Annotated in this window: 17 protein-coding genes and 1 riboswitch; of the genes, 7 read left to right on the top strand and 10 right to left on the bottom strand. The window is 66.3% G+C overall.

The window, feature by feature from the left end:
* The first annotated feature begins 70 nt into the window (after nucleotides 1–70).
* Nucleotides 71–703, top strand: coding sequence for an energy transducer TonB (locus N5D45_RS02690; RefSeq protein WP_080354940.1), 633 nt, complete (start codon nucleotides 71–73; stop codon nucleotides 701–703).
* On the opposite strand, the gene N5D45_RS02685 is transcribed toward N5D45_RS02690, so the two are convergent.
* The 4 genes from N5D45_RS02685 to ahcY all read right to left on the bottom strand — a co-directional run bounded on the left by N5D45_RS02685 (nucleotide 700) and on the right by ahcY (nucleotide 4,524).
* Nucleotides 700–1,203 carry a hypothetical protein gene (locus N5D45_RS02685; protein ID WP_279938430.1) on the bottom strand — a complete coding sequence of 168 codons (504 nt, stop codon included), beginning with the start codon at nucleotides 1,201–1,203 and terminating at the stop codon, nucleotides 700–702. The genes N5D45_RS02690 and N5D45_RS02685 overlap by 4 nt on opposite strands.
* Nucleotides 1,203–1,676: a Cys-tRNA(Pro) deacylase gene (gene ybaK, locus N5D45_RS02680; protein ID WP_019338083.1), complete on the bottom strand. Its 474-nt coding sequence runs from the start codon at nucleotides 1,674–1,676 to the stop codon at nucleotides 1,203–1,205. The genes N5D45_RS02685 and ybaK overlap by 1 nt, the downstream gene beginning before the upstream one ends.
* Before the next feature lie 79 nt (nucleotides 1,677–1,755).
* Nucleotides 1,756–2,934 carry a hypothetical protein gene (locus N5D45_RS02675; RefSeq protein ID WP_141097673.1) on the bottom strand — a complete coding sequence of 393 codons (1,179 nt, stop codon included), beginning with the start codon at nucleotides 2,932–2,934 and terminating at the stop codon, nucleotides 1,756–1,758.
* Nucleotides 2,935–3,078: 144 nt separating this feature from the next.
* Nucleotides 3,079–4,524: an adenosylhomocysteinase gene (gene ahcY, locus N5D45_RS02670; RefSeq protein ID WP_279938429.1), complete on the bottom strand. Its 1,446-nt coding sequence runs from the start codon at nucleotides 4,522–4,524 to the stop codon at nucleotides 3,079–3,081.
* A 36-nt stretch (nucleotides 4,525–4,560) separates the two neighbouring features.
* Nucleotides 4,561–4,644, bottom strand: a riboswitch (S-adenosyl-L-homocysteine riboswitch).
* Nucleotides 4,645–4,764: 120 nt separating this feature from the next.
* Here ahcY and N5D45_RS02665 point away from each other — a divergent pair.
* Both N5D45_RS02665 and ppc read left to right on the top strand, forming a co-directional pair.
* On the top strand, nucleotides 4,765–7,281 hold the full coding sequence (locus N5D45_RS02665) for a prolyl oligopeptidase family serine peptidase (protein ID WP_279938428.1): 2,517 nt from the start codon (nucleotides 4,765–4,767) through the stop codon (nucleotides 7,279–7,281).
* Nucleotides 7,282–7,515: 234 nt separating this feature from the next.
* Nucleotides 7,516–10,227 carry a phosphoenolpyruvate carboxylase gene (ppc, locus tag N5D45_RS02660; protein WP_279938427.1) on the top strand — a complete coding sequence of 904 codons (2,712 nt, stop codon included), beginning with the start codon at nucleotides 7,516–7,518 and terminating at the stop codon, nucleotides 10,225–10,227.
* Between the two features lie 67 nt (nucleotides 10,228–10,294).
* Here ppc and N5D45_RS02655 read toward each other — a convergent pair whose 3' ends face one another.
* Both N5D45_RS02655 and metK read right to left on the bottom strand, forming a co-directional pair.
* On the bottom strand, nucleotides 10,295–10,801 hold the full coding sequence (locus N5D45_RS02655) for an acyl-CoA thioesterase (RefSeq protein ID WP_005415314.1): 507 nt from the start codon (nucleotides 10,799–10,801) through the stop codon (nucleotides 10,295–10,297).
* 140 nt (nucleotides 10,802–10,941) lie between these two features.
* Complete coding sequence (gene metK / locus N5D45_RS02650; RefSeq protein WP_010481882.1) at nucleotides 10,942–12,153, bottom strand: methionine adenosyltransferase; 1,212 nt, start codon at nucleotides 12,151–12,153, stop codon at nucleotides 10,942–10,944.
* 326 nt (nucleotides 12,154–12,479) lie between these two features.
* Here metK and N5D45_RS02645 point away from each other — a divergent pair, with 326 nt between their 5' ends.
* The 3 genes from N5D45_RS02645 to N5D45_RS02635 all read left to right on the top strand — a co-directional run bounded on the left by N5D45_RS02645 (nucleotide 12,480) and on the right by N5D45_RS02635 (nucleotide 16,158).
* A complete protein-coding gene (locus tag N5D45_RS02645; RefSeq protein WP_279938426.1) occupies nucleotides 12,480–14,195 on the top strand; it encodes a lysophospholipid acyltransferase family protein in 1,716 nt (571 codons plus the stop codon).
* Nucleotides 14,192–14,992: a UDP-2,3-diacylglucosamine diphosphatase gene (locus tag N5D45_RS02640; protein WP_279938425.1), complete on the top strand. Its 801-nt coding sequence runs from the start codon at nucleotides 14,192–14,194 to the stop codon at nucleotides 14,990–14,992. Before N5D45_RS02645 ends, N5D45_RS02640 begins: the two co-directional genes overlap by 4 nt.
* A 119-nt stretch (nucleotides 14,993–15,111) precedes the next feature.
* The gene (locus N5D45_RS02635; RefSeq protein WP_010481878.1) at nucleotides 15,112–16,158 is read left to right on the top strand and encodes a metal-dependent hydrolase; all 1,047 of its coding nucleotides are present in this window, start codon (nucleotides 15,112–15,114) and stop codon (nucleotides 16,156–16,158) included.
* Between the two features lie 44 nt (nucleotides 16,159–16,202).
* Here N5D45_RS02635 and N5D45_RS02630 read toward each other — a convergent pair whose 3' ends face one another.
* The 4 genes from N5D45_RS02630 to N5D45_RS02615 form a co-directional block, all read right to left on the bottom strand.
* Nucleotides 16,203–17,030: a class I SAM-dependent methyltransferase gene (locus N5D45_RS02630; protein ID WP_005415318.1), complete on the bottom strand. Its 828-nt coding sequence runs from the start codon at nucleotides 17,028–17,030 to the stop codon at nucleotides 16,203–16,205.
* A 62-nt stretch (nucleotides 17,031–17,092) separates the two neighbouring features.
* Nucleotides 17,093–18,088 carry a tRNA dihydrouridine synthase DusB gene (dusB, locus tag N5D45_RS02625; RefSeq protein WP_279938424.1) on the bottom strand — a complete coding sequence of 332 codons (996 nt, stop codon included), beginning with the start codon at nucleotides 18,086–18,088 and terminating at the stop codon, nucleotides 17,093–17,095.
* A 147-nt stretch (nucleotides 18,089–18,235) separates the two neighbouring features.
* Nucleotides 18,236–18,667 carry a hypothetical protein gene (locus N5D45_RS02620; protein ID WP_049482040.1) on the bottom strand — a complete coding sequence of 144 codons (432 nt, stop codon included), beginning with the start codon at nucleotides 18,665–18,667 and terminating at the stop codon, nucleotides 18,236–18,238.
* 109 nt (nucleotides 18,668–18,776) lie between these two features.
* Nucleotides 18,777–19,694: a LysR family transcriptional regulator gene (locus N5D45_RS02615; RefSeq protein ID WP_279938423.1), complete on the bottom strand. Its 918-nt coding sequence runs from the start codon at nucleotides 19,692–19,694 to the stop codon at nucleotides 18,777–18,779.
* A 94-nt stretch (nucleotides 19,695–19,788) separates the two neighbouring features.
* Between N5D45_RS02615 and N5D45_RS02610 the strand changes: the two genes are divergently transcribed.
* Nucleotides 19,789–21,009 (top strand): MFS transporter, encoded by a 1,221-nt coding sequence (locus N5D45_RS02610; RefSeq protein ID WP_345782123.1) that lies wholly within the window; start codon nucleotides 19,789–19,791, stop codon nucleotides 21,007–21,009.
* Nucleotides 21,010–21,025 lie beyond the last annotated feature (16 nt).

Genomic DNA, 21,025 nt, shown 5'->3' with positions numbered 1-21,025 from the left:
GCCGGCATGTGAACAGGGTGACGGCAGTGGAGCGCTACCATGGCGGTGAATCAACGCAGGGAGCACAGGGATGGATGTTCGACGTTGGATGCCGTTTGCATGGGTCGCCGCAGGCCTGTTGGCCGCAAGTGAAAGCTCGGCAGCAAAGTACGATGCCGGCGCTGCCTGTGGGGCCCTGTCCGACGTGACGCAGATCCGCGACGCGGGCGTGGGGTCACTGCAGGCTCAGGCAACCTCGGGGCGTTGCACGTTCCATGTGGAAGCGGATGACGCAGCAGCGCTTTCGCGTCAGCAGTCATTGCTCCAGAGCGTGTCGGCGATTGCCTGTGGTGGGCCAGCCACCACCCGGCCTTCGCAAGGGGCTGCGGGCTTCGACCTGCAGATGCCTGCCCGTTGCCCGCTCTCTTCCAGCACGCCGTTGATTGCCCGGGAAGGAGGCTGGCACCAGCGGCGGCTCTCGTCGGTCCCGGCGTATCCCGCGGCCGCCATGCGCGAAGCCCAGCAGGGCGGTGTCGAGCTGATGCTGCTGCTGGATGCACAAGGCAAGACCCAGGCGATCATCCTGTCCCGGTCCAGTGGGTACCCACTGCTCGATGCGGCGGCGCTCAAGCACGCGCGCGACTGGCGTTATGAGCGTGAAGCGGCGGGCAAGGCGCCAGACATGAGCCTGATACGCGGAACGGTCACGTTCAAGCTCAACTAGGGCATATGCAGGGCGGGCTCGGCCTTCCACTCCCACCAGCGGTAGTGGTACTCGCGCTCGGTCGCGCTCCATTGCCGCGCGCAGCAGGTGCACGTCAGCCGGTAGCATTCGCCCCAGCCATCCTCCGCTTCGCCCCGTGCACGCAGCTGCACGTGACCTTGTTCCAGCAGCGGCTCGGGGCTGAAGAACACATAGGAAGGGTAGAGCGCACACAGGCAGCCTTCGCGCGCCTGCCAGTAGCGCAGCCGTTGCAGGGCCGCCTTGAGGTGAGCCTGGTTGCTGATCAGCATGCCGCCAAGGGCGACGCCCTGGCAGCTGCGTTCAATCGTATCCACATGCGCGCTCAACGCCTCCAGGGATGCGGGAGTGAACAATCGGGCGACGGTGCGTGCGGCATCGGTGATGCGCGTTGCGTCGCGCGACAACAGGTCCTGCAGCAGCACGTCGGCCTGCGCATCGTCGAGCCGGGGAATCGGCGCTGCAGACCACGGCCAGCGCATCAGCGTGACTTGCCGATGGCAGCGTAGTGGCCGGCGGTGAGGCGCAGCAGGTCAGCCGGCGCCAGTTCCACTTCCAGGCCGCGGCGACCGGCGCTGACATGCAGCGCGGGCAATGCCTGCGCGCTGGCGTCCAGGAAGGTGCGCAGGCGCTTCTTCTGCCCGAGCGGGCTGATGCCACCGACCAGGTAACCCGTCGCGCGCTGTGCGGCGTCGGCGGCGGCCATCTCGCACTTCTTGCAGCCGGCCGCTTCGGCCAATGCCTTCAAGTCCAGCTGGCCGGCCACCGGCACGATCGCCACCAGCAGTTCGTGTGCCTCGGTGCTGGCCAGGAGGGTCTTGAACACCTGGGCCGGATCGAGACCGAGCTTGTCGACGGCTTCGCCGCCATAGGATTCGGCGTGGGCGTCGTGCACGTAGCTGCGCACGGTGTGGGCGATCTTCTCGCGCTTGAGCAGGTTGATGGCCGGGGTCATGGGGACATCGTAGCGTGGGGCGGGGGTGTTGCCTTGACCGAGGCTCGCCTGAGGGCGAGGACTGGACGCAACCGCGTTATTAGATACCTGCCCAAGCTGGCTTGGATACAGCTGTCGGCATCCACGGGTAGTGGTTCGTGTCAGTCACAAAGTTGGAGCTGAAATGATATCGGTGCCCCCAGAATTCAATGGAATCAACACTCTCAAGCGGAGTGTTGAGATTTGATATGTTTAAGCTCCAAAATGGGTTATCAACGTTTGTGATGAAGGACGCGTTGGCGCTTTCGGACTTGACCAATTCACCCAGAGTTAGTCTGTCCTCATGAAGGAGCGCCACTTCCCTTTCTGCCTTCTTGGCGATTTCTGTGAAGTCACTGAAGATGGGTTCTATCCCGTCGGAGAGATTTTTCTGATGGAATATAATGCTAATCTTTTGATCGAATACGACGTCGTGATTATGAGATATGTTTCCAAATGCTGGTATTTCGCTTACGCAAATGCACGCATTTCTAATGCCGTCATATTTCTTTAGCATTTCCTCGGTTCGGAATTTCCCGAGTTGATAAGAAAAGTAATGTGTTCCGAATTGATTCTTTTCCAGTAGTGGGGTTTTGAAGCCAATTTCGGTGCGAACCCATTGTTGATCTTGGCTCTGGAAAAGTGATATCTCGACTACCTCGTTCTTGATTGACGAAAGCTTTTTGTACCACTCGCTGTCATTGTTTGTAGGAGTTGCACTGGATATTGCGTTGATTCGATCAATGCATGTTTCAATTTCGAGAAGTACGTGTTTTGTATTTTGCTTTATGAGATCGAGGTCGTCTTTTTTTAACGGCCTGAAATGCGCAAGTGAATTTCTTACTGTGCCGATTTCATTTAATTTGTTTAGTATAATCTGTTTCGTCGCCTTGAAATAGGGCGCGAAATGCTTCCAGTATGCGTCGGATGTTATTATTGTTGTGAGCTCTCCGCTGTTTAAGTAGAGCATTGGGGAGCTTACCTCGTATCCGAGATAGCCATGCTCGCGTGCTTGAGCTAAACGCTTCTTTGTCTCGCTTTTAATGGTTGAGTTGCCTGAGATGGCGGCATTATCCCATTTCTCGCCGAGCTCCTTCTTCAGAATTATGTAGGCGAAAATTCTAAGTGAATTCTCGAATCTGAAAAGAATGTTTAGAGCTTCATAGTAGTAGAGGTCGAGCCAAGTGGGTGGCACTCGGACGCTGTTTCCCTCAATTTCTGTAGCTTCTCTCCATTGCATCGTGATTCTTCCTTAGGCTTATCTAGGTGATGTCAATCATAGATTCAACAGCATTGATGTGTAAAAAAACGGGCGCCCGAAGGCGCCCGTTCCGTGTGTTGCATGCTCCGGTGGTGCAGGCCGCTGGCCGGCACCCCGCAGGCATCAGTAGCGGTAATGGTCCGGCTTGAACGGGCCTTCCACCGGCACGCCGATGTAGTCAGCCTGTTCCTGGCTCAGGGTGGTCAGCTTCACGCCGATCTTTTCCAGGTGCAGGCGGGCCACTTCTTCGTCCAGCTTCTTCGGCAGCAGGTAGACCTTCTTCTCGTAGCTGTCCTTGTTCGCCCACAGGTCGATCTGTGCCAGGGTCTGGTTGGCGAAGCTGTTGGACATCACGAAGCTCGGGTGGCCGGTGGCGCAGCCCAGGTTCACCAGGCGGCCTTCGGCCAGCAGGAAGATCGCGTTGCCGTTCGGGAAGATGTACTTGTCCACCTGCGGCTTGATGTTGACGTGCTTGATGCCGGCGAACGACACCAGCGCATCGACCTGGATCTCGTTGTCGAAGTGGCCGATGTTGCAGACGATGGCCTGGTCCTTCATCGCGCTCAGGTGCTCGATGCGGATGATGTCCTTGTTGCCGGTGGTGGTGACGTACAGGTCGGCACGGCCCAGGGTCGATTCGATGGTGTTGACCTCATAGCCTTCCATCGCCGCCTGCAGGGCGCAGATCGGGTCGATCTCGGTGACGATCACGCGCGCGCCATAGGTACGCAGCGAGGCGGCGCAGCCCTTGCCCACGTCACCGTAGCCGCAGACCACGGCCACCTTGCCGGCCAGCATCACGTCCATCGCGCGCTTCAGGCCATCGGCCAGCGACTCGCGGCAGCCGTACAGGTTGTCGAACTTGCTCTTGGTGACCGAGTCGTTGACGTTGATCGCCGGAATCAGCAGGGTGCCGGCCTGGGCCAGCTGGTACAGGCGGTGCACGCCGGTAGTGGTCTCCTCGGAGACGCCCTTCCAGTCCTTGACCACGCGGCCCCAGTAACCCGGGCGCTCCTTGGCGACGCGCTTGAGCAGGTTCTTGATGACCTGTTCTTCGTGCGAGGACGAGGCGGTGTTGACCCAGTCGCTGCCGTTTTCCAGCTCGTAGCCCTTGTGGATCAGCAGGGTCACATCACCGCCGTCGTCCACCACCAGCTCCGGGCCGGTCAGGGTGCCGTCGGCCAGGGTGAAGGTCAGCGCGTCCAGGGTGCAGTCCCAGTACTCTTCCAGGGTCTCGCCCTTCCACGCGAACACCGGGGTGCCGGTGGCGGCGATGGCGGCGGCCGCGTGGTCCTGGGTCGAGAAGATGTTGCACGAGGCCCAGCGCACGTCGGCGCCGATGTCCTTCAGGGTCTCGATCAGCACCGCGGTCTGGATGGTCATGTGCAGCGAACCGGTCACGCGCACGCCCTTCAGCGGCAGGCTGGCGGCATGCTTGCGACGGATCGACATCAGGCCCGGCATTTCGTGCTCGGCGATGTCCAGTTCCTTGCGGCCCCAGTCGGCCAGCGTGATATCGCGGATCTTGTAATCACCTTCGGTGGAGAAGGTCTTGGCAACAGCGTTCATTCGTGTGCTCCGGTTGTGGACGAGCGGGTGCTCGCATCTAGCCGGGCGCCGTTGTTACAAAGCCACCTTACCGAGCCTGGCCGGGCCTCGTGGGATCCGGTCGCAGCGCCCCTCGGCAGGGGAGAACCCCCATTATATCGCGGCCCCGCCATGACATCGGAACGACCCAACCATCGGCAGATGGGATCGCGTGCACAGACTGTTAAGGTCGGTGTTTTCACGCATCACACAGGTGGAACGATGAGCATGCACGCGCGCCGCACACGGCGCTGGACCGGCTTGGTCCTGTCGATGGGACTGCTGGCGGTGGCCCCGCTGGCCTGGGCGGCAGCGCCGCAGCCTGCGGCCGCACAGGCCCAGGGCGTCAACGGCTATGAACTGCCGTCGGCCGCGCTGCAGGCGGTGGTGGACGCGCCCCGTGCGCCCTCGTTGTACCTGTCGCCACGCCGCGACGTGGCCGCGATGATGCAGATGCCGTCGCTGCCTTCGATCCAGGTGGTGGCGCAGCCGGAACTGAAGCTGGCCGGCCTGCGCATCAACCCGCGTACGTTCTCCGACAGCCGCTTCAGCTTCGGCGAGAAGCTGTGGCTGATGCACGTGGCCGACGGCAAGGAACGGCAGATCAGCGGCCTGCCGGCCAAGCTGTCGATCGCCAGTGTGATGTGGTCGCCGGACCAGAAGTGGCTGGCCTTCAACCAGGTCGATGCCGCCAGTGGCGCCAATGAACTGTGGCTGGTGGACGTGGCCGGTGGCAGTGCCCGCCGTCTGGTTGCCGGCCTGAACACGGTGATCGGCAGCGGCTACCAGTGGCTGCCGGACAGCCGCGGCCTGGTGGTGTTCACCCGCCCTGCCAGCCTCGGTGCGGCCCCGGCCGCCGACGGCATTCCGACCGGCCCGGCCGTGCAGCAGACCCGCCAGGGCGGCGGCGTGGTGTCGATCCGTACCTACCAGGACCTGCTGAAGAACGAGGCCGACGCCCGCCAGTTCGATTACTACGCCACCACCCAGCCGATGGAAGTCAGCCTGGATGGCAGCACCCGCGCGATCGGCGCGGCCGGCATCTTCATGGGCTTTGCAGTGTCGCCGGATGGCCGCTTCGTGCTGCGCCAGCCGGTGCAGCGGCCGTACTCCTACGTGGTGCCGGTGAGCAGTTTCCCGCGCCGCATCGAAGTGATCGACCGTGCCAGCGGCAAGCTGGTGCACACCGTGGCCGTGCGTCCGCTGGTGGAAGGCCTGCCGACCGGCAACGACGCCGAAGTGACCGGCGTGCGCGACATCAGCTGGCGGGGTGATGCCGATGCCACCCTGGTCTGGGCCGAGGCACAGGACGGTGGTGATCCGAACCGGGAGGCCAAGGTGCGCGATGCGGTGCTGATGCAGGCCGCGCCGTTCGACAAGCCGCCGGTCACCCTGGCCCAGCTCGGCAGCCGTCTGGTGGGTATCAACTGGGGCCGTGGCGACCTGGCCCTGCTGACCGAGTCGTGGTGGAAGACGCGCAAGACCAGGACCTGGCTGATTGCCCCGGACAATGCCGGTGCCGAGCCGCGCCTGCTGTGGGATCGTGACGCGCAGGACCGCTATTCCGATCCGGGCCGTCCGCTGTTGTCCAGCGACGACCGCGGGCGCTCGCTGCTGCAGACCACCGCCGATGGCAGCAGCCTGTACCTGGCCGGTGCCGGTGCATCGCCGGAGGGCGACCGCCCGTTCGTGGACCGCTTCGACATCTCCACGGGCAAGGCCACCCGCCTGTTCCACTCGCAGGCGCCCAGCTACGCCGCGCCAGTGGCGCTGCTGGACGACCGGGGCAGCTCGCTGCTGCTGAGCCGTGAAAGCCCGGATGAGCCGGCCAACTTCTATGTGCAGTCGCTGGCCGATGCCGGTGCCGCACCGCGCGCGCTGACCCATTTCGCCCATCCGCTCCCGCAGCTCAAGGGCGTGCAGAAGGAGCAGATCCGCTACAAGCGCAAGGATGGCGTCGACCTGACCGCGACCCTGCTGCTGCCGCCGGGTTACGACCCGAAGCGCGATGGTCCGCGTCCGCTGCTGATGTGGGCCTACCCGGGTGAGTTCAAGAGCGCGGCGGCGGCCAGCCAGGTGACCGATTCGCCGTACCGCTTCAATGCGGTCAGCTACTGGGGCCCGCAGGCGTTCCTGGCCAAGGGCTATGTGGTGCTGGCCAGTCCGTCGATGCCGATCATCGGTGAGGGCGACAAGGAGCCGAACGACACCTACATCGAACAGCTGGTGGCCAACGCGCAGGCCGCGGTGGATGAGGTGGTGCGTCGTGGCGTGACCGATCGCGATCACATCGCCATCGGCGGCCATTCCTACGGCGCGTTCATGACCGCCAACCTGCTGGCGCACACCCGCCTGTTCAAGGCCGGCATCGCGCGCAGCGGTGCCTACAACCGCACGCTCACCCCGTTCGGTTTCCAGGCCGAGGAACGCAACTACTGGCAGGCGCAGGACGTCTACCAGAAGATGGCGCCGTTCAATTATGCCGACAAGATCAAGGATCCGATCCTGTTCATCCATGGCGTGGACGACAACAACTCCGGCACCTTCCCGATCCAGAGCGAGCGCATGTTCGCGGCGGTGAAGGGCCTGGGGGGTACCGCGCGGCTGGTGATGCTGCCGAACGAATCGCATGCCTACCGCGCACGCGAATCGATCATGACCATGCTGGCCGAGAGCGAGCGCTGGCTGGAGCAGACCATCGGCCCGGCCGAGCAGGGCAAGGCGAAGAAGAAGCGCTGACTAGTGTGACGGCGGCCCCCGCAACGGGGCCGCCTGTGCGGCTGCGCCGCCGCCCGAGCATGGGCTCGGGCGCTACACGGTGTCACGCGCCACGACGCTTGTAGAGCCGAGCCCATGCTCGGCTGCGTCCGTCATGGATACGTGCAGATGAAACCATTTTTGCATCGCAGCACGACGCCCGTTCTGGTTTAGGCTTGGTGCCTGGATCCGTTGACCGAGGCCTGTGCGTCGCCGATGAACGAGTACCGCAGCAGCATCGAGTTTGCTTCTCCCGATCTTCCGCTTCGCGATGACGTGCGCCGGCTCGGCGCGCTGGTCGGTGACCTGCTGGTGGAACAGGTGTCCGCCGCGTTTCTCGACGACGTCGAAGACGTGCGCACCCGCGCCATCGCCCGCCGCGAGAATCAAGCTCCATTGTCGGAGCTGGCCGATGGCCTGGCCGGGCGCACGCCGCAGCAGGCCGAAACCATGGTGCGTGCGTTCAGCACGTACTTCCAGGTGGTCAACATCGCCGAGCGCGTGCATCGCATCCGCCGTCGCCGTGACTATCAGCGCGCCGGTACCGCAGGTGCACAGCCTGATGGCCTGCAGGACGCGCTGCAGCACCTGAAGGCGCAGGGCGTGGGCCTGGACGAACTCGCGCAGTGGCTCCCGCGCATCGACATCGAACCGGTGTTCACCGCGCACCCGACCGAGGCGGTGCGCCGCGCGCTGCTGGAAAAAGAGCAGCTGATGGTGGCCAGCCTGGTCGACAACCTCGACGGCCAGCGCACGCCAGGTGAGGCCGCGGCCGACGCCGCGCGCTTCCGCATGGCGCTGACGGCCTCGTGGCAGACCACCGACTCCTCGCCGGTGCGGCCCACCGTGGATGACGAGCGCGAACATGTCGGCTTCTATCTGGTGCAGGTGTTGTACCGGGTGATTCCGGTGCTGTACGAATCGCTGCAGCAGGCGCTGCGCGATACCTACGGTGAAGAACTGCCATTGCCGCGCCTGCTGCGTTTCGGCACGTGGGTAGGCGGCGACATGGATGGCAATCCGAATGTGGATGCCACCACCATCCGCAACACGCTGGATGCGCAGCGGCAGGCAGTGCTGGGGCGCTACCAGAAGGAACTGCTGCAGCTGGCCAGCCTGCTCAGCCAGTCTACCGAGCGGGTGGGTGTGAGTGATTCGCTGCAGGCACGCGTGGCGCAGTACCAGCAGCTGCTGCCGCAGGTGCAGTCGCGCCCGCGTCATGCCGACATGCCGTACCGCCTGCTCAATGACCGCATGCGCGCACGCCTGCAGGCGACGCTGGATGATGGCAGGGGCGCCTACGCCGGCCCCGCCGAACTGATCGACGACCTGCAGCTGATCCTCGACAGCCTGCGCGCCAATCGCGGCGAACATGCAGGCGGCTTCGCCGTGCAGCGCCTGCTGTGGCGGGTGAAGACCTTCGGCTTCCATCTGGCGCGGTTGGATGTGCGCCAGGAATCGAGCGTGCATGCGCGCGCACTGGCTGCGGTGCTGGGCGGCGAAGAAAGCTGGCAGGCGCTGGATGCGCTGGGCCGTGCGCGCCTGCTGGGCCCGCATGCCAGCGGGGAAGACACGCTGCCCAATGGCGATGACGAGGGCAACCAGCGGCTGGATGCGGTGTTCGCTGCACTGGCCGATGCGCGCGCGCGGCATGGCAGCGATGCACTGGGCAGCTACATCATCTCGATGGCACACGACCGCAGCGATGTGCTGGCGGTGCTGGCGCTGGCGCGCCGTGGCGGCCTGGTGGAAGAAGGCGGTTCGGTGCCGCTCGACATCGCGCCGTTGTTCGAAACCGTGGATGACCTCAAGCGTGGCACGGCCACCCTGCGTGACCTGCTGGCCGACCCGGTCTACCGCGCCCATCTGCGTGCGCGCGACGACGTGCAGATGGTGATGCTGGGCTATTCGGACAGCAGCAAGGACGGTGGCATTGCCGCTTCGCGCTGGGGCCTGCAGCGTGCGCAGGTGGAACTGCTGGAGGTGGCGGCCGAGGCCGGCATCCGCCTGACCTTCTTCCATGGCCGTGGCGGTTCGATCAGCCGTGGCGGTGGCAAGACCACGCACGCGGTCGATGCGTCGCCGCGCGGCAGCATCGATGGCCGCCTGCGGGTGACCGAGCAGGGCGAGGTGATCCATCGCAAATACGGCATCCGGGCGCTGGCCCTGCGCTCGCTGGAACAGGCCGCCGGTGCAGTGCTGCGCGCCAGCCTGCGCCCGCGTGCCGCCGAGCCGCGCGAGGATGAGTGGCGGCCGGTGATGGACGCGGTGGCCTCGGCCAGCAGCGAGGTGTATCGCGCGTTCGTTGGCCAGGCCGGCTTCATGGACTACTTCCGTACCGCCACACCCATCGACGTGATCGAGCGGATGACGCTGGGGTCGCGTCCTTCGCGTCGGCTCGGCCAGGACGCGGCACTGGGCAACCTGCGCGCGATTCCCTGGGTGTTCGCCTGGAGCCAGGCACGCGCGGTCATCCCCGGCTGGTACGGCGTGGGCAGTGGCCTGCAGGCAGCGGTCGATGCCGGCCACGAACAGACCCTGCGCGATATGGCGCGTGACTGGCCGTTCTTCCGCACCTTCCTGGACGACATCGCGATGGTGCTGTCCAAGGGCGATATCACCATCGCCGAGCAGTTCTCGCTGTTGTCGGGCGACCTGCATGGGCGTTTCTTCCCGCAGGTGCAGCGTGAACTGGAACTCACCCGGCACTGGCTGCTGGCGTTGATGGACCAGCAGACGCTGCTGGACCACGATGCGCGGCTGGCGCTGTCGATCCGCCTGCGCAATCCCTACGTCGATCCGATCAGCGTGCTGCAGGTGGATCTGCTGCAGCGTTGGCGGGCCAGCGGACGCGAGGATGACGAACTGCTGCGCGCGCTCGTGGCGTGCGTGAACGGTGTTTCGCAGGGCGTGCAGAACACCGGGTGATGCGTATCCGCCGGGCATGGCCCGGCGCTACCTGCCTCGGTGGGTGCGGGGCGTGCCCCGCACGCCCTCACTCCTCCGGCGACGGCGGATTCGACGCCAGCAGTTCCAGGTGCCGCTGTTCCATTTCCTGGCGCAGCTGGCGGCGGATCTGTGCGGCGGCCTGGCGGCGCTTTTCATCGGACGTTGCCGGCTGCAAGGGCGGGACAGGCGTCGGCCGGCCTTCTTCATCCACTGCGACCATCGTGAAGAAGCAGCTGTTGGCGTGGCGCACGCTGCGCTTGAGGATGTCCTCGGCCACCACCTTGATGCCGATCTCCATCGATGAGGTGCCGGTGTAGTTCACCGAGGCCAGGAAGGTGACCAGCTCGCCCACCGCGATGGGCTGGCGGAACATCACCTGGTCCACCGACAGGGTGACCACGTAGCTGCCGGCATAGCGGCTGGCGCAGGCGTAGGCCACCTGGTCAAGCAGGCGCAGGATGGCGCCACCATGGACCTTGCCGGAGAAATTGGCCATCTCCGGCGACATCAGCACGGTCATGGACAGCTGGTGGGTTTTCAGTTCGGTCGACATGGGGCGATTGTATCGGCGTGGCGTAGCTCTTGTAGAGCCGAGCCCATGCTCGGCTGCTCTTGTCGCAGGAAAAAGAAAGCCGAGCATGGGCTCGGCTCTACAGAAAGCAGAAGGGCCGCGTGAGCGGCCCTTCGTGTTTCTTACTTCAGCTTCGCATCGGCGCGCAGGGCGGCGGCGCGATCGGTCTTCTCCCAGGAGAAGGCCGTGGCGTTGACGGTCTCGCCTTCGCCGTTGAGGTAGCTGAACTCCTTCGGCTTGCGGCCGAAGTGACCATAGGCCGCGGTCTGCTGGTACATCGGGTGCACCAGGTCCAGCATCTTGATGATGCCGTACGGGCGCAGGTCGAAGTGCTTGCGGATCAGCTTCTCGATCTTGTCGTCGCTGATCTTGCCGGTGCCGAAGGTGGTGACCGAGATCGAGGTCGGCTCAGCCACGCCGATGGCGTAGGAGACCTGCACTTCGCAACGGTCGGCCAGGCCGGCGGCAACCACGTTCTTGGCGACGTAGCGGGCCGCGTAGGCTGCCGAACGGTCGACCTTGGACGGGTCCTTGCCGGAGAAGGCGCCACCACCGTGACGGGCCCAGCCGCCGTAGGTGTCGACGATGATCTTGCGGCCGGTCAGGCCGCAGTCGCCCACCGGGCCACCGATCTCGAACTTGCCGGTCGGGTTGATGTGGAACTTGGTGCCCTTGTGCAGCCACTTCGCCGGCAGCACCGGCTTGATGATTTCTTCGCGGACGGCCTCGATGAGGTCCTTCTGCTTGATGCCCGGGGCATGCTGGGTCGACAGGACCACGGCGTCGATGGCCGAGACCACGCCGTTTTCATAGCGCAGGGTGACCTGGCTCTTGGCGTCCGGGCGCAGCCACGACAGCGGCGAGTTCTTCTTCTTGCGGATCTTGGCCTGCTGCTCGACCAGGCGGTGCGACAGGTGGATCGCGGCCGGCATGTAGCTGTCGGTCTCGTTGGTGGCATAGCCGAACATCAGGCCCTGGTCGCCAGCGCCCATTTCTTCCGGCTTCTTGCGATCCACGCCCTGGGCGATGTGCGGCGACTGCTTGCCGATCAGGTTCAGCACGCCGCAGGTGGCGCCGTCGAAGCCGACGTCGGAGCTGTCGTAGCCGATGTCCGTGATGACCTTGCGGGTCAGTGCTTCCAGGTCGATCCAGGCGCTGGTGGTGATTTCACCGGCCACGATGGCAACACCGGTCTTGACCATGGTCTCGCAGGCCACGCGGGCGCGCTGGTCCTGGGTCAGGATCGCGTCCAGCACCGCATCGGAGATCTGGTCGGCAACCTTGTCCGGATGGCCTTCGGAGACCGACTCGGAGGTGAAGAGATAGCTGGACATCAGGCGTAATATCCCTTGATTCGGATGGAAAGATGGGCGCGAATGATACACGGGGTGCGCCGCCTGTGCATTGTGAACCGGTACCGGTTGCCGGTGGTTAAGCCCGCGTAGGCCTGGCAAGGGCCGTCGTGACGGGATTGGGCCCGGCCTCGAGGCCCAGTGTTCCACCAGCGTGACGACGGATGGGGCTGTCCAACCCCGGACCGCGCAGGCCGCGACCCTGCCAGGCCGGCCGTCATCGTTCTGCCCCGAAACCGCCATCTGGCTGCCGCCTGCCGGGCGCAGGCTGTCGGCCAATCCGGCCGCCGGGCATGAGTGGATCCGCCATGCAGGAACTCGAACAGCGTCTCCAGCAACGCTTCCCCGATTGGTTCCACGGCCGCCGGGGCCAACTGGCGCGGCCGCTGCTGCGCAGTGTCGGCCGCTGGTCGCGGTTGGACCAGATCGAAGCGTTCCTGCAGCGCAGTGCGGGATTGCGCGGATTCGGCTTCGTCGCCGCCGCCCTGGAATTCATCGATGGCCAGTACCAGGTGGATCCGGCCGCGCTGGCGAAGATTCCCGCCACCGGCCGCCTGCTGATCGTCGCCAACCACCCCTCGGGGGCGCTGGACGCCCTCGCACTGCTGGACGCGGTCGGCCGCATCCGTCGTGACGTGCGGATCGTGGCCAACGATCTGTTGGGGGCCATCGCGCCACTGCAGGACCTGCTGTTGCCGGTGCGCATCCTTGGCGGCAAGGCCCAGCGCGGCAGTCTGCACGCGGTGGAGGAGGCGCTGGCCGCCGAGCAGTGCGTGATCGTGTTCCCGGCGGGTGAGGTCTCGCGCCTGTCGCTGCGCGGCATCCGCGATGGCCGCTGGCAGCGCGGGTTCGTCCGCTTTGCCCGTGCCGCCGGTGCGCCGGTGCTGCCGGTGCGCGTGGAAGCACGCAATTCGGCACTGTTCTACGGCGCCTCGACCCTGTTCAAGCCGGCTGGCACGGCGCTGCTGGCGCGCGAGATGTTCACCCGCCGTGGCCGCCCGCTGCGCCTGAGCATCGGCGAGCCAATGCAGCTGGGCAAAGGCGGCGACCCGGGCGCACAGCTGCTGGCGGTACGCCGCGCGCTCTATGCGCTGGGCCGCAATGGCACAGCCGGTATTGCCGCTGCCTGCGCAGGTCCGGAGCCGCTGGCTGCCCCGGTGCCGCCCTCGCAGGTCGCCGCAGGGATTGCCGCAGCGACCCAGCTGGGCCAGACCGCCGATGGCAAGCAGATCCTGCTGGCCACCTGTACCGCTGATTCACCGCTGCTGCTGGAGCTGGGCCGCCTGCGCGAGCTGACGTTCCGCCAGGTGGGCGAGGGCACCGGGCGCAGCCGCGACCTGGACGACTACGACCTGCGGTACGAGCACATCGTGATCTGGGACGCGGCCGCGCAGCGCATCGCCGGCGCGTATCGGATCATGCGCGGCGCCCATGCGCTGGCCCGGCACGGCCTGTCCGGGCTCTACAGTGCGTCGCTGTTCCGCTATTCCGACGATGCCATCACCCACATCGCCGAGGGCCTGGAACTGGGCCGCAGCTTCGTGGTGCCCGATTACTGGGGCAGCCGCAGCCTGGATTACCTGTGGCAGGGCATCGGCGCCTACCTGCAGTGCCGGCCGGGTATCCGCTACCTGTTCGGCGCCGTGTCGATCAGCGCGGCGCTGCCACGCGATGCGCGCGAGCAGCTGGTGGCGTACTACCAGCGCTATTACAGCGGTACTGCTGGCCTGGTCGAATCGAACCGCCCGTTCCAGTACTTCGCCGCGCCGCCCAGTTTCGGCGAGCTGGATGCAGGCGCCGCGTTCGATGTGCTCAAGGCCAACCTGGCCGCACTTGGCACCGGCGTGCCCACGCTGTACCGCCAGTACACCGATCTGTGTGAACCCGGTGGCGCGCGCTTCCTCGCCTTCGGCGTGGACCCGGACTTCAGCGATTCGATCGACGGCCTGATCGAAGTGGACCTGTGTGCGATCCGGCCGAACAAGCGCAAACGCTACCTGCGCGACGCGGGGACGCTGGCATGAGCGCGCTGGCGAACCTGTCGCCGCACCGGCGCGCAGTGTTCGTCTCCGATGTACATCTGGGTTCACGTCACTGCCATGCCATCGAGCTGGCACGGTTCCTCTCGCAGCTGCGCTGCGAACGGTTGTATCTGGTCGGCGACATCATCGACCTGTGGTGGATGGCGCACCGCCGGGCCAACTGGCGGCAGTCACACAGCGAAGTCATCCAGGCCCTGCACGCGTTGCGCCGTGCCGGGACCGAGATCGTCTACATCCCCGGCAACCACGATGCTTCGCTGCGCCAGGTCTGCGGGTTGATACTGCCGGCGATGCAGGTGCGCCGCCGCGCCATCCACGTGACCGCCGATGGCCGCCGGCTGCTGGTCGCGCATGGGGACGAGTACGACGGCGTGACCCACTTCGGCGGCCTGCAGGAGAAATTCGGCGATTGGCTGTACTACCGCATCCTGACCGGCAACCAGGCGTTGAACGCGGTGCGGCGCCTGCTGGGGATGCGCTACTGGTCATTGTCTGAATTCCTGAAGAAGCGCAGCGGCGCCGCCGAACGCTACATCGAACGCTTCGTGCAGGCCGGGCTGGACGATGTCCGCCGTCGCGGACTGGATGGCATCATCTGTGGCCACATCCACCGCGCTGCGTTGATTGAACGCGATGGCCTGGTCTACGCGAACGACGGCGACTGGGTGGAAAGCCTGACCGCGCTGGCCGAAGACCACGATGGCGCGCTGCGCCTGCTGGACCACAACGGCCAGACGCTGGTGGAGCTGCCGGGCGCGCGCCTGTCGCAGGCGGCGTAACCCGCGTCTGTCCCCTTGTAGAGCCGAGCCCATGCTCGGCTGCTCTTCATTGCGTGTAACGGCAGCCGAGCATGGGCTCGGCTCTACATGCACCGTCCGTAAGCCGCTAGCATCGGTCCATGGATTCCCTGACCCAGATCGTGCTCGGCGGCGCCGTCGCCGCTGCCATCGCTCCGCCCGGCCAGCGCCGCGCGGCCCTGTTGGCCGGTGCCGCGCTCGGCACCTTGCCGGACCTCGATGCCCTGTGGCTTGGCTTCACCGCCGCCGACCCCGTGGCGAACATGATCGAGCACCGCAGCTTCAGCCATTCGCTGCTGGTGCTGCCCTGGGTGGCAGCGCTGATCTGGTGGCTGTTCAAGCGCTTCGGCAACGGCCGCGTTGCGCAGTCACCGGTGCGCTGGTTCTGGGCGATCCAGCTGGCGCTGGTCACCCATCCGCTGTTGGATGCATTCACCGTTTACGGCACCCAGTTGTGGTGGCCGTTGCGGCCACACCCGACCATGGGCTCCAGCGTCTTCATCATCGATCCCGGCTACACGGTGTGGCTGCTGCTGGGCTGCGTGCTGGCCTGGTTTGGCCGCGCCCGCCCCTGGGCTGGCAAGGTGCTGGGTGTGGCGTTGCTGGCCAGCAGTGCCTATCTGGGCTGGGGCCTGATCGCCAAGGCCCAGGTCGACCGTGCTGCCCAGCAGAGCCTGGCGGCGATGGGCCTGGGCGATGCCCCGCGCTTCTCGGTGCCGATGCCGTTCAACACCCTGCTGTGGCGGGTGGTGGCGATGACGCCGAACGGCTACGTGGTGGGCGACCGCTCGCTGGTGGCCGACCATGGGCCGATGCAGTTCGAAGGCCACGCGTCCAACGTGCAGGCACTGCGTGAAGCAGGGGGCATCCCGGCGGTGCAGCAGCTGACCTGGTTCAACCGTGGCTTCATGCGTGCGCAGGTGATGGACGGCCGGCTGGTGCTGAGCGACCTGCGCATGGGCCTGGAACCGGACTACACCTTCAACTTCGCCGTGGCCGAGCAGGTCGACGGGCAGTGGCGGCCAATCACGCCCGAGCAGCTGCGGGCGGATTACAGCAGTCCCGCCGCGCGCGCTGATGCCGGGCGCCGGCTGGCGGCGATGTGGCAGCGGATCTGGCATGCGCCCGTAGTCGGCGCTGTCGAGTAGATCCACGCCATGCGTGGATGCGGGAGCATTGGTGCCGCGTCGGCTCAATACACCGTGGCGCGGCCCTGCACGAACGAATAGAAGAACACCGCATTCGGGTCGTTCTGCACCAGGCGGAACTCGCGACGCATGCCTTCCACGGTTTCCTCGTCCACCGAGCCGGCCTGCAGCAGTTGGTCGGCGGCCGACAGCAGCAGCTGCTCCCAGAACGCGATCATCGTCTTGCGCCGCGCCGGTTCGCGGTTGTCCAGGTGGATGGTCTTGATCTCGGTGTGCACGTCGCGGAAGCCGCCGGCCAGCAGCAGGTTGCCCAGCTTGGCGCCAACGAACGGGTCACCCCCGTGGTCGTACTGGAAATCGTTGAACGCCATCCAGTAACGCCAGATGTGCGGCGAATACGGGTCGAGCAGGAACGAGGCATTCATCACCTCGGTGATGTAGACCGGCGAACCCGGTGCCAGCACCCGGCGCACCTCGCTCAGCACGCGCGCCGGTGACGGCACGTGCTCCAGTACCCAGCACAGGAACGCCGAGTCGAAACTGCGTGCCTCGAACGGGAGCTCGCCGGCGTCAGCCTGCTGCAGGGTGTAGCGATCGCTGCACCACGGCGTGCGCGCCAGGTTCTCGCGCGCGGTGGCCAGCTGGGTCTCGCTCAGGTCCACACCGGTCACGTGCAGCTCGGGGAAGCGGCGCAGCAGGATCTCGGTCTGCGCACCCACGCCGCTGCCGACTTCCAGCAGGCGCCGCGCGCCGCTGTAGTCGATCTGGCCGAAGATGCTCGATTCCAGCAGGCGGGCCTGGGTCATCAGGCGCTGCTGCTCGGTGCCGGAAAACCCGTGCAGGTAGGTCGGGGAAGAAATCGGCGGGGTCATGGGGCGGGCTCTCGGTGTTCAAGACGGTCGAGCAGGCTCGACTCTGCGACGCAGCGATGCGGTCAGGCGGCCGAAGACAACGCCGGTTCCCCGGCGATCAGGCGGTCGAAGTACTCGGTGGTCAGCGCGATCTGGCTCTGCGGGTCTTCGGCGCGGTTGACCACGGCGCGGAAGGCCGCATTCTCCGGCCGGTCCTTGGCATACCAGCCCAGGTGCTTGCGCGCGATGCGCACGCCCTGCGGCTCGCCATAGAACGCATGCAGCGCGTGCAGGTGGCCGAGCAGGATGTCGCGCACTTCCGCCAACGACGGTGGTGGCAGTTCCTGGCCGGTGGCCAGATAGTGCGCCACTTCGCGGAAGATCCACGGCCGGCCCTGTGCCGAGCGGCCGATCATCACCGCGTCCACGCCGGTCTGCTGCAGCACGTATGCCGCCTTCTGCGGCGAATCGATATCGCCGTTGGCGATCACCGGAATGCGCAGCGCGGCCTTGATCTCGCCGATCGTGGCGTACTCGGCCTGGCCGGTGTAATGCTGGTCGCGGGTGCGGCCATGCACCGCCAGCGCGGCGATGCCGCTGTCCTCGGCGATGCGGGCGATCACCGGGCCATTGCGATGGTCGCAGTCCCACCCGGTGCGGATCTTCAGGGTGACCGGAACGTCCACCGCGTTGACCACGGCCTCGAGGATGCGCGCCACCAGCTGCTCGTCACGCATCAGCGCCGAGCCGGCCCAGGCGTTGCACACCTTCTTGGCCGGGCAGCCCATGTTGATGTCGATGATCTGCGCGCCGTGGTCGACGTTGTAGCGTGCGGCTTCGGCCAGCTGCTGCGGCTCGGTGCCGGCGATCTGCACGCTGATCGGGGCCGGCTCGCCATCATGATCCATGCGGTGGATCGACTTGCGCGTGTTCCAGAAACGCGGGTCGCTGATGGTCATTTCCGAGGCGGCCAGCCCCGCGCCCAACCGTTTGCACAGCAGGCGGAAGGGCTTGTCGGTGACGCCGGCCATGGGCGCCAGCACGACGTTGGGGGCAATGGTGTACGGGCCGATCTGCATGCGCCCATTGTAGGGCGCGGGCGGCGGTACGGCCGTGTCGGACGCGGTCCGGTTCAGGCCGATCGGCACCGACCTCATGCCGTACCGGCATCAGCAGATGCTTGACGGTTGCTTCCGCCGCCCCCAAGGGCGGGCGATGGTAGGCGGCTACCCCAGGCTCTGCCAGGCCTGGCGGGTACCCAGGGCGAAGGCCAGCCCCAGGCTGAGGCACACCAGTGAACTGACCACCCAGAAGCGCCGGCCGTTGTCGCCGGGCTGGAGCAGGGCCAGCCCGAAGCCCATCGCCGCGCGCAGCAGCAACAGCAGGGCGATGCCCGACAGGACCAGACGGCTGGCCGGCAGCGGCGAATGCCAGCCCGCGGCTGCGAGTGCGTACAGTGTCCAGGCCACCAGCACGGCCGTAATGCCGGCGGTCATCAGCGGCGGCCACCAATGCCCGGCCTGTGCCAGCCGGACCATGCGCGGGCCAGCACCGAAGTACCTGTACCACGCGGCGCCGAAGGCAATACAGCCGATATGCAGCAGGGCCGCAATGGCACTACCGGCGGCGGCAACCAGCAACCAAGGGAATCCGTCCATGTCCTGCCCACGCTGAAACGCTGCGCGGATGGTGGGTGAGGGGCGGGATGCGGGCAATGCGACCGGCAGTCGCAGCCGTCCGATGCGACCACAGATGATAGCGCTGCGCTCAGCGCGGCGGATCGATCTGCAACCCGGCGCCGAGACGGTCCAGGGCCACGTCCACGCGTGGCAGCCGCTGCCGACCTTGCGGCCACAACAGGCGCAGCGGCAGGCCGCGGCAGTCCAGCGACGGCAGGATCGAGACCAGGCTGCCGCGCGCCAGCGCGTCATCGACAAGCCAGGTGGCCAGCTGCGCGATGCCGAAGCCGGCCTCGACCGCCGCCACCTGGGCCTCGGCGCTGCCAACCACCAGGCGCGCGCGGGCCTGCAGCGGTGTACTGCGCTGCCCGCCATCGGCCACCTGCCACGGCCCGATGCTGCCGTCCGCGCGTCCGAACAGCACACCGTCATGCCCGGTCAGCTCGGCGGCCGAGCGGGGCTGGCCATGCCGGAGCAGGTAGGCCGGGGAGGCGCAGAAGCGCAGGCATTCGTAACCGAGCTGGCGGCTGCCCAGCGTGGCGGGCAGCGGCTCGGGACCGCCGATGCGTACGGCGAGGTCGACGCCGTCCTCGGCGAGGTCGCTGAAGCGGTCGCTGAAGGTCACCTGCGGATGCAGCTGTGGAAACTCGGCGGCCAGCTGCAGCAGCAACGGCCAGACTTTGAGGCGCCCGAAGGTGGCCGGCGCATCCACCCGCAGGCGGCCCACGGGAGCGTCTGCGTGCGAGACCAGCACTGACTCGGCATCGGCCAGTTCGCCCAGCACCCGCACGCAGGTGCGGTAGAAGCCCTCACCGGCCTCGGTCAGGCGAAGGCGGCGCGTGCTGCGTTCGAACAACCGCGCTCCCAGCCGCGCCTCCAGCCGCGCGATGGTCTTGCCCACCGCCGAACTGGTCAGGTGCAGGCGTTCGGCGGCGGCAGTGAAACTGCCGGCATCGGCGGTGGCGACGAAGGCCTCTATGCCGCGCAGGCGCTCGGTGGGAAGCATGGGGAGAAATTCTGTCCGGAATCGATGGAAAACATAGCAGCAATCGGAACTCACGGAGGAAATAGGCTGGCGACCCCTGTTCTGATGCCCGCCCATGTCCTCCCTTGATTCCGCCGTGACCGCTGTCCACGCAAACGCTCGCGCACGTCTTTCAGTCGTCCTGCTGGCGGTGTCCGCCTTCGTCATCGTCACCACCGAGTTCCTGATCGTCGGCCTGTTGCCCGCGCTGGCGCGCGAACTTGGCCTGGGCATCGCCCGAGCGGGGCAGATGGTCACCTTGTTCGCGTTCACCGTGATGCTGGCCGGGCCACCCTTGACCGCGCTGCTGTCACACGTCGGCCGGCGCCGCCTGTTCGTGGTCATCCTGCTGTTGTTCGCGGCTTCCAACGCGCTGGCCGCGATGGCCACGCAGCCGTGGCTGCTGGCGCTGGCGCGGGTGCTGCCGGCACTGGCCCTGCCGGTGTTCTGGGGCACCGCCAGCGAGACTGCTGTGCAGCTGGCTCCTGCAGGGCAGGGAGGCCGTGCGGTCGCGCGGGTCTACCTGGGTATCACCGCCGCAATGCTGTTCGGTATCCCACTGGGGACGTTGGCCGCCGACGCCCTCGGTTGGCGCGGCAGCTTCTGGCTGTTGGCGGCCCTGTCGCTGTTGATGGCGGGCGCGCTGGCGTTGTGGATGCCGGACACCGTGGCCGGGCCGCGGCGCGCGCTGGGCGAGCAGGCACGTGTACTGCGCCAGCCGCAGTTGCTGGGCCATGTGCTGCTGTCGGTGCTGGTGTTCACCGCGATGTTTGCTGCCTACACCTACCTGGCCGATGTACTGGAGCGGCTGATGCGGGTACCGGCGGCACAGGTGGGTTGGTGGTTGATGGGCTTCGGCGCCGTGGGACTGCTCGGCAATGCACTGGGTGGGCGCTGGGTCGATCGTGCGCCCCTGGGCGCGACCCTGGTGTTCTGCGCGGTGCTGGCGCTGGGCATGCTGGCCAGTGTCGGGCTGGCCGGCCACGGCGCATTCGTGCTCATCGCATTGGTCCTGTGGGGTGTGGCGCATACCGCATTGTTCCCGCTGTGCCAGGTGCGGGTGATGCGTGCAGCGCCCCAGGCACAGGCGTTGGCCGGAACCTTGAATGTGTCTGCGGCCAACGCCGGCATCGGCCTGGGTGCGCTGCTGGGAGGTGGGGCCATCGAACGCTTCGGCCTGGCATCGCTGGGCGCGGTGGGCGCAGCCGTCGCGTTGCTGGCGATTGCCGCTGGCCTGTTGCTGGGATGGCTTGCGCGGTCTCGTTCATCCACGCATGGTGTGGATCTGCCTCATTGAAAAGCAAACAGAAAAG

Source organism: Stenotrophomonas sp. GD03819 (assembly GCF_029841665.1).
GTDB classification, from domain to species: domain Bacteria; phylum Pseudomonadota; class Gammaproteobacteria; order Xanthomonadales; family Xanthomonadaceae; genus Stenotrophomonas; species Stenotrophomonas geniculata.
Note: the sequence above shows the minus strand (reverse complement) of the source record. Positions and strands in the feature narration are given on the sequence as shown.

Coding starts and splice junctions, on each gene's coding strand:
- N5D45_RS02675 (WP_141097673.1), bottom strand. CDS start 2,934: ATGCAATGGAGAGAAGCTACAGAAATTGAGGGAAACAGCGTCCGAGTG.
- N5D45_RS02615 (WP_279938423.1), bottom strand. CDS start 19,694: ATGCTTCCCACCGAGCGCCTGCGCGGCATAGAGGCCTTCGTCGCCACC.
- N5D45_RS02690 (WP_080354940.1), top strand. CDS start 71: ATGGATGTTCGACGTTGGATGCCGTTTGCATGGGTCGCCGCAGGCCTG.
- N5D45_RS02635 (WP_010481878.1), top strand. CDS start 15,112: ATGGATTCCCTGACCCAGATCGTGCTCGGCGGCGCCGTCGCCGCTGCC.
- ahcY (WP_279938429.1), bottom strand. CDS start 4,524: ATGAACGCTGTTGCCAAGACCTTCTCCACCGAAGGTGATTACAAGATC.
- N5D45_RS02665 (WP_279938428.1), top strand. CDS start 4,765: ATGAGCATGCACGCGCGCCGCACACGGCGCTGGACCGGCTTGGTCCTG.
- N5D45_RS02655 (WP_005415314.1), bottom strand. CDS start 10,801: ATGTCGACCGAACTGAAAACCCACCAGCTGTCCATGACCGTGCTGATG.
- ppc (WP_279938427.1), top strand. CDS start 7,516: ATGAACGAGTACCGCAGCAGCATCGAGTTTGCTTCTCCCGATCTTCCG.
- dusB (WP_279938424.1), bottom strand. CDS start 18,088: ATGCAGATCGGCCCGTACACCATTGCCCCCAACGTCGTGCTGGCGCCC.
- N5D45_RS02640 (WP_279938425.1), top strand. CDS start 14,192: ATGAGCGCGCTGGCGAACCTGTCGCCGCACCGGCGCGCAGTGTTCGTC.
- N5D45_RS02610 (WP_345782123.1), top strand. CDS start 19,789: ATGTCCTCCCTTGATTCCGCCGTGACCGCTGTCCACGCAAACGCTCGC.
- ybaK (WP_019338083.1), bottom strand. CDS start 1,676: ATGACCCCGGCCATCAACCTGCTCAAGCGCGAGAAGATCGCCCACACC.
- metK (WP_010481882.1), bottom strand. CDS start 12,153: ATGTCCAGCTATCTCTTCACCTCCGAGTCGGTCTCCGAAGGCCATCCG.
- N5D45_RS02620 (WP_049482040.1), bottom strand. CDS start 18,667: ATGGACGGATTCCCTTGGTTGCTGGTTGCCGCCGCCGGTAGTGCCATT.
- N5D45_RS02685 (WP_279938430.1), bottom strand. CDS start 1,203: ATGCGCTGGCCGTGGTCTGCAGCGCCGATTCCCCGGCTCGACGATGCG.
- N5D45_RS02645 (WP_279938426.1), top strand. CDS start 12,480: ATGCAGGAACTCGAACAGCGTCTCCAGCAACGCTTCCCCGATTGGTTC.
- N5D45_RS02630 (WP_005415318.1), bottom strand. CDS start 17,030: ATGACCCCGCCGATTTCTTCCCCGACCTACCTGCACGGGTTTTCCGGC.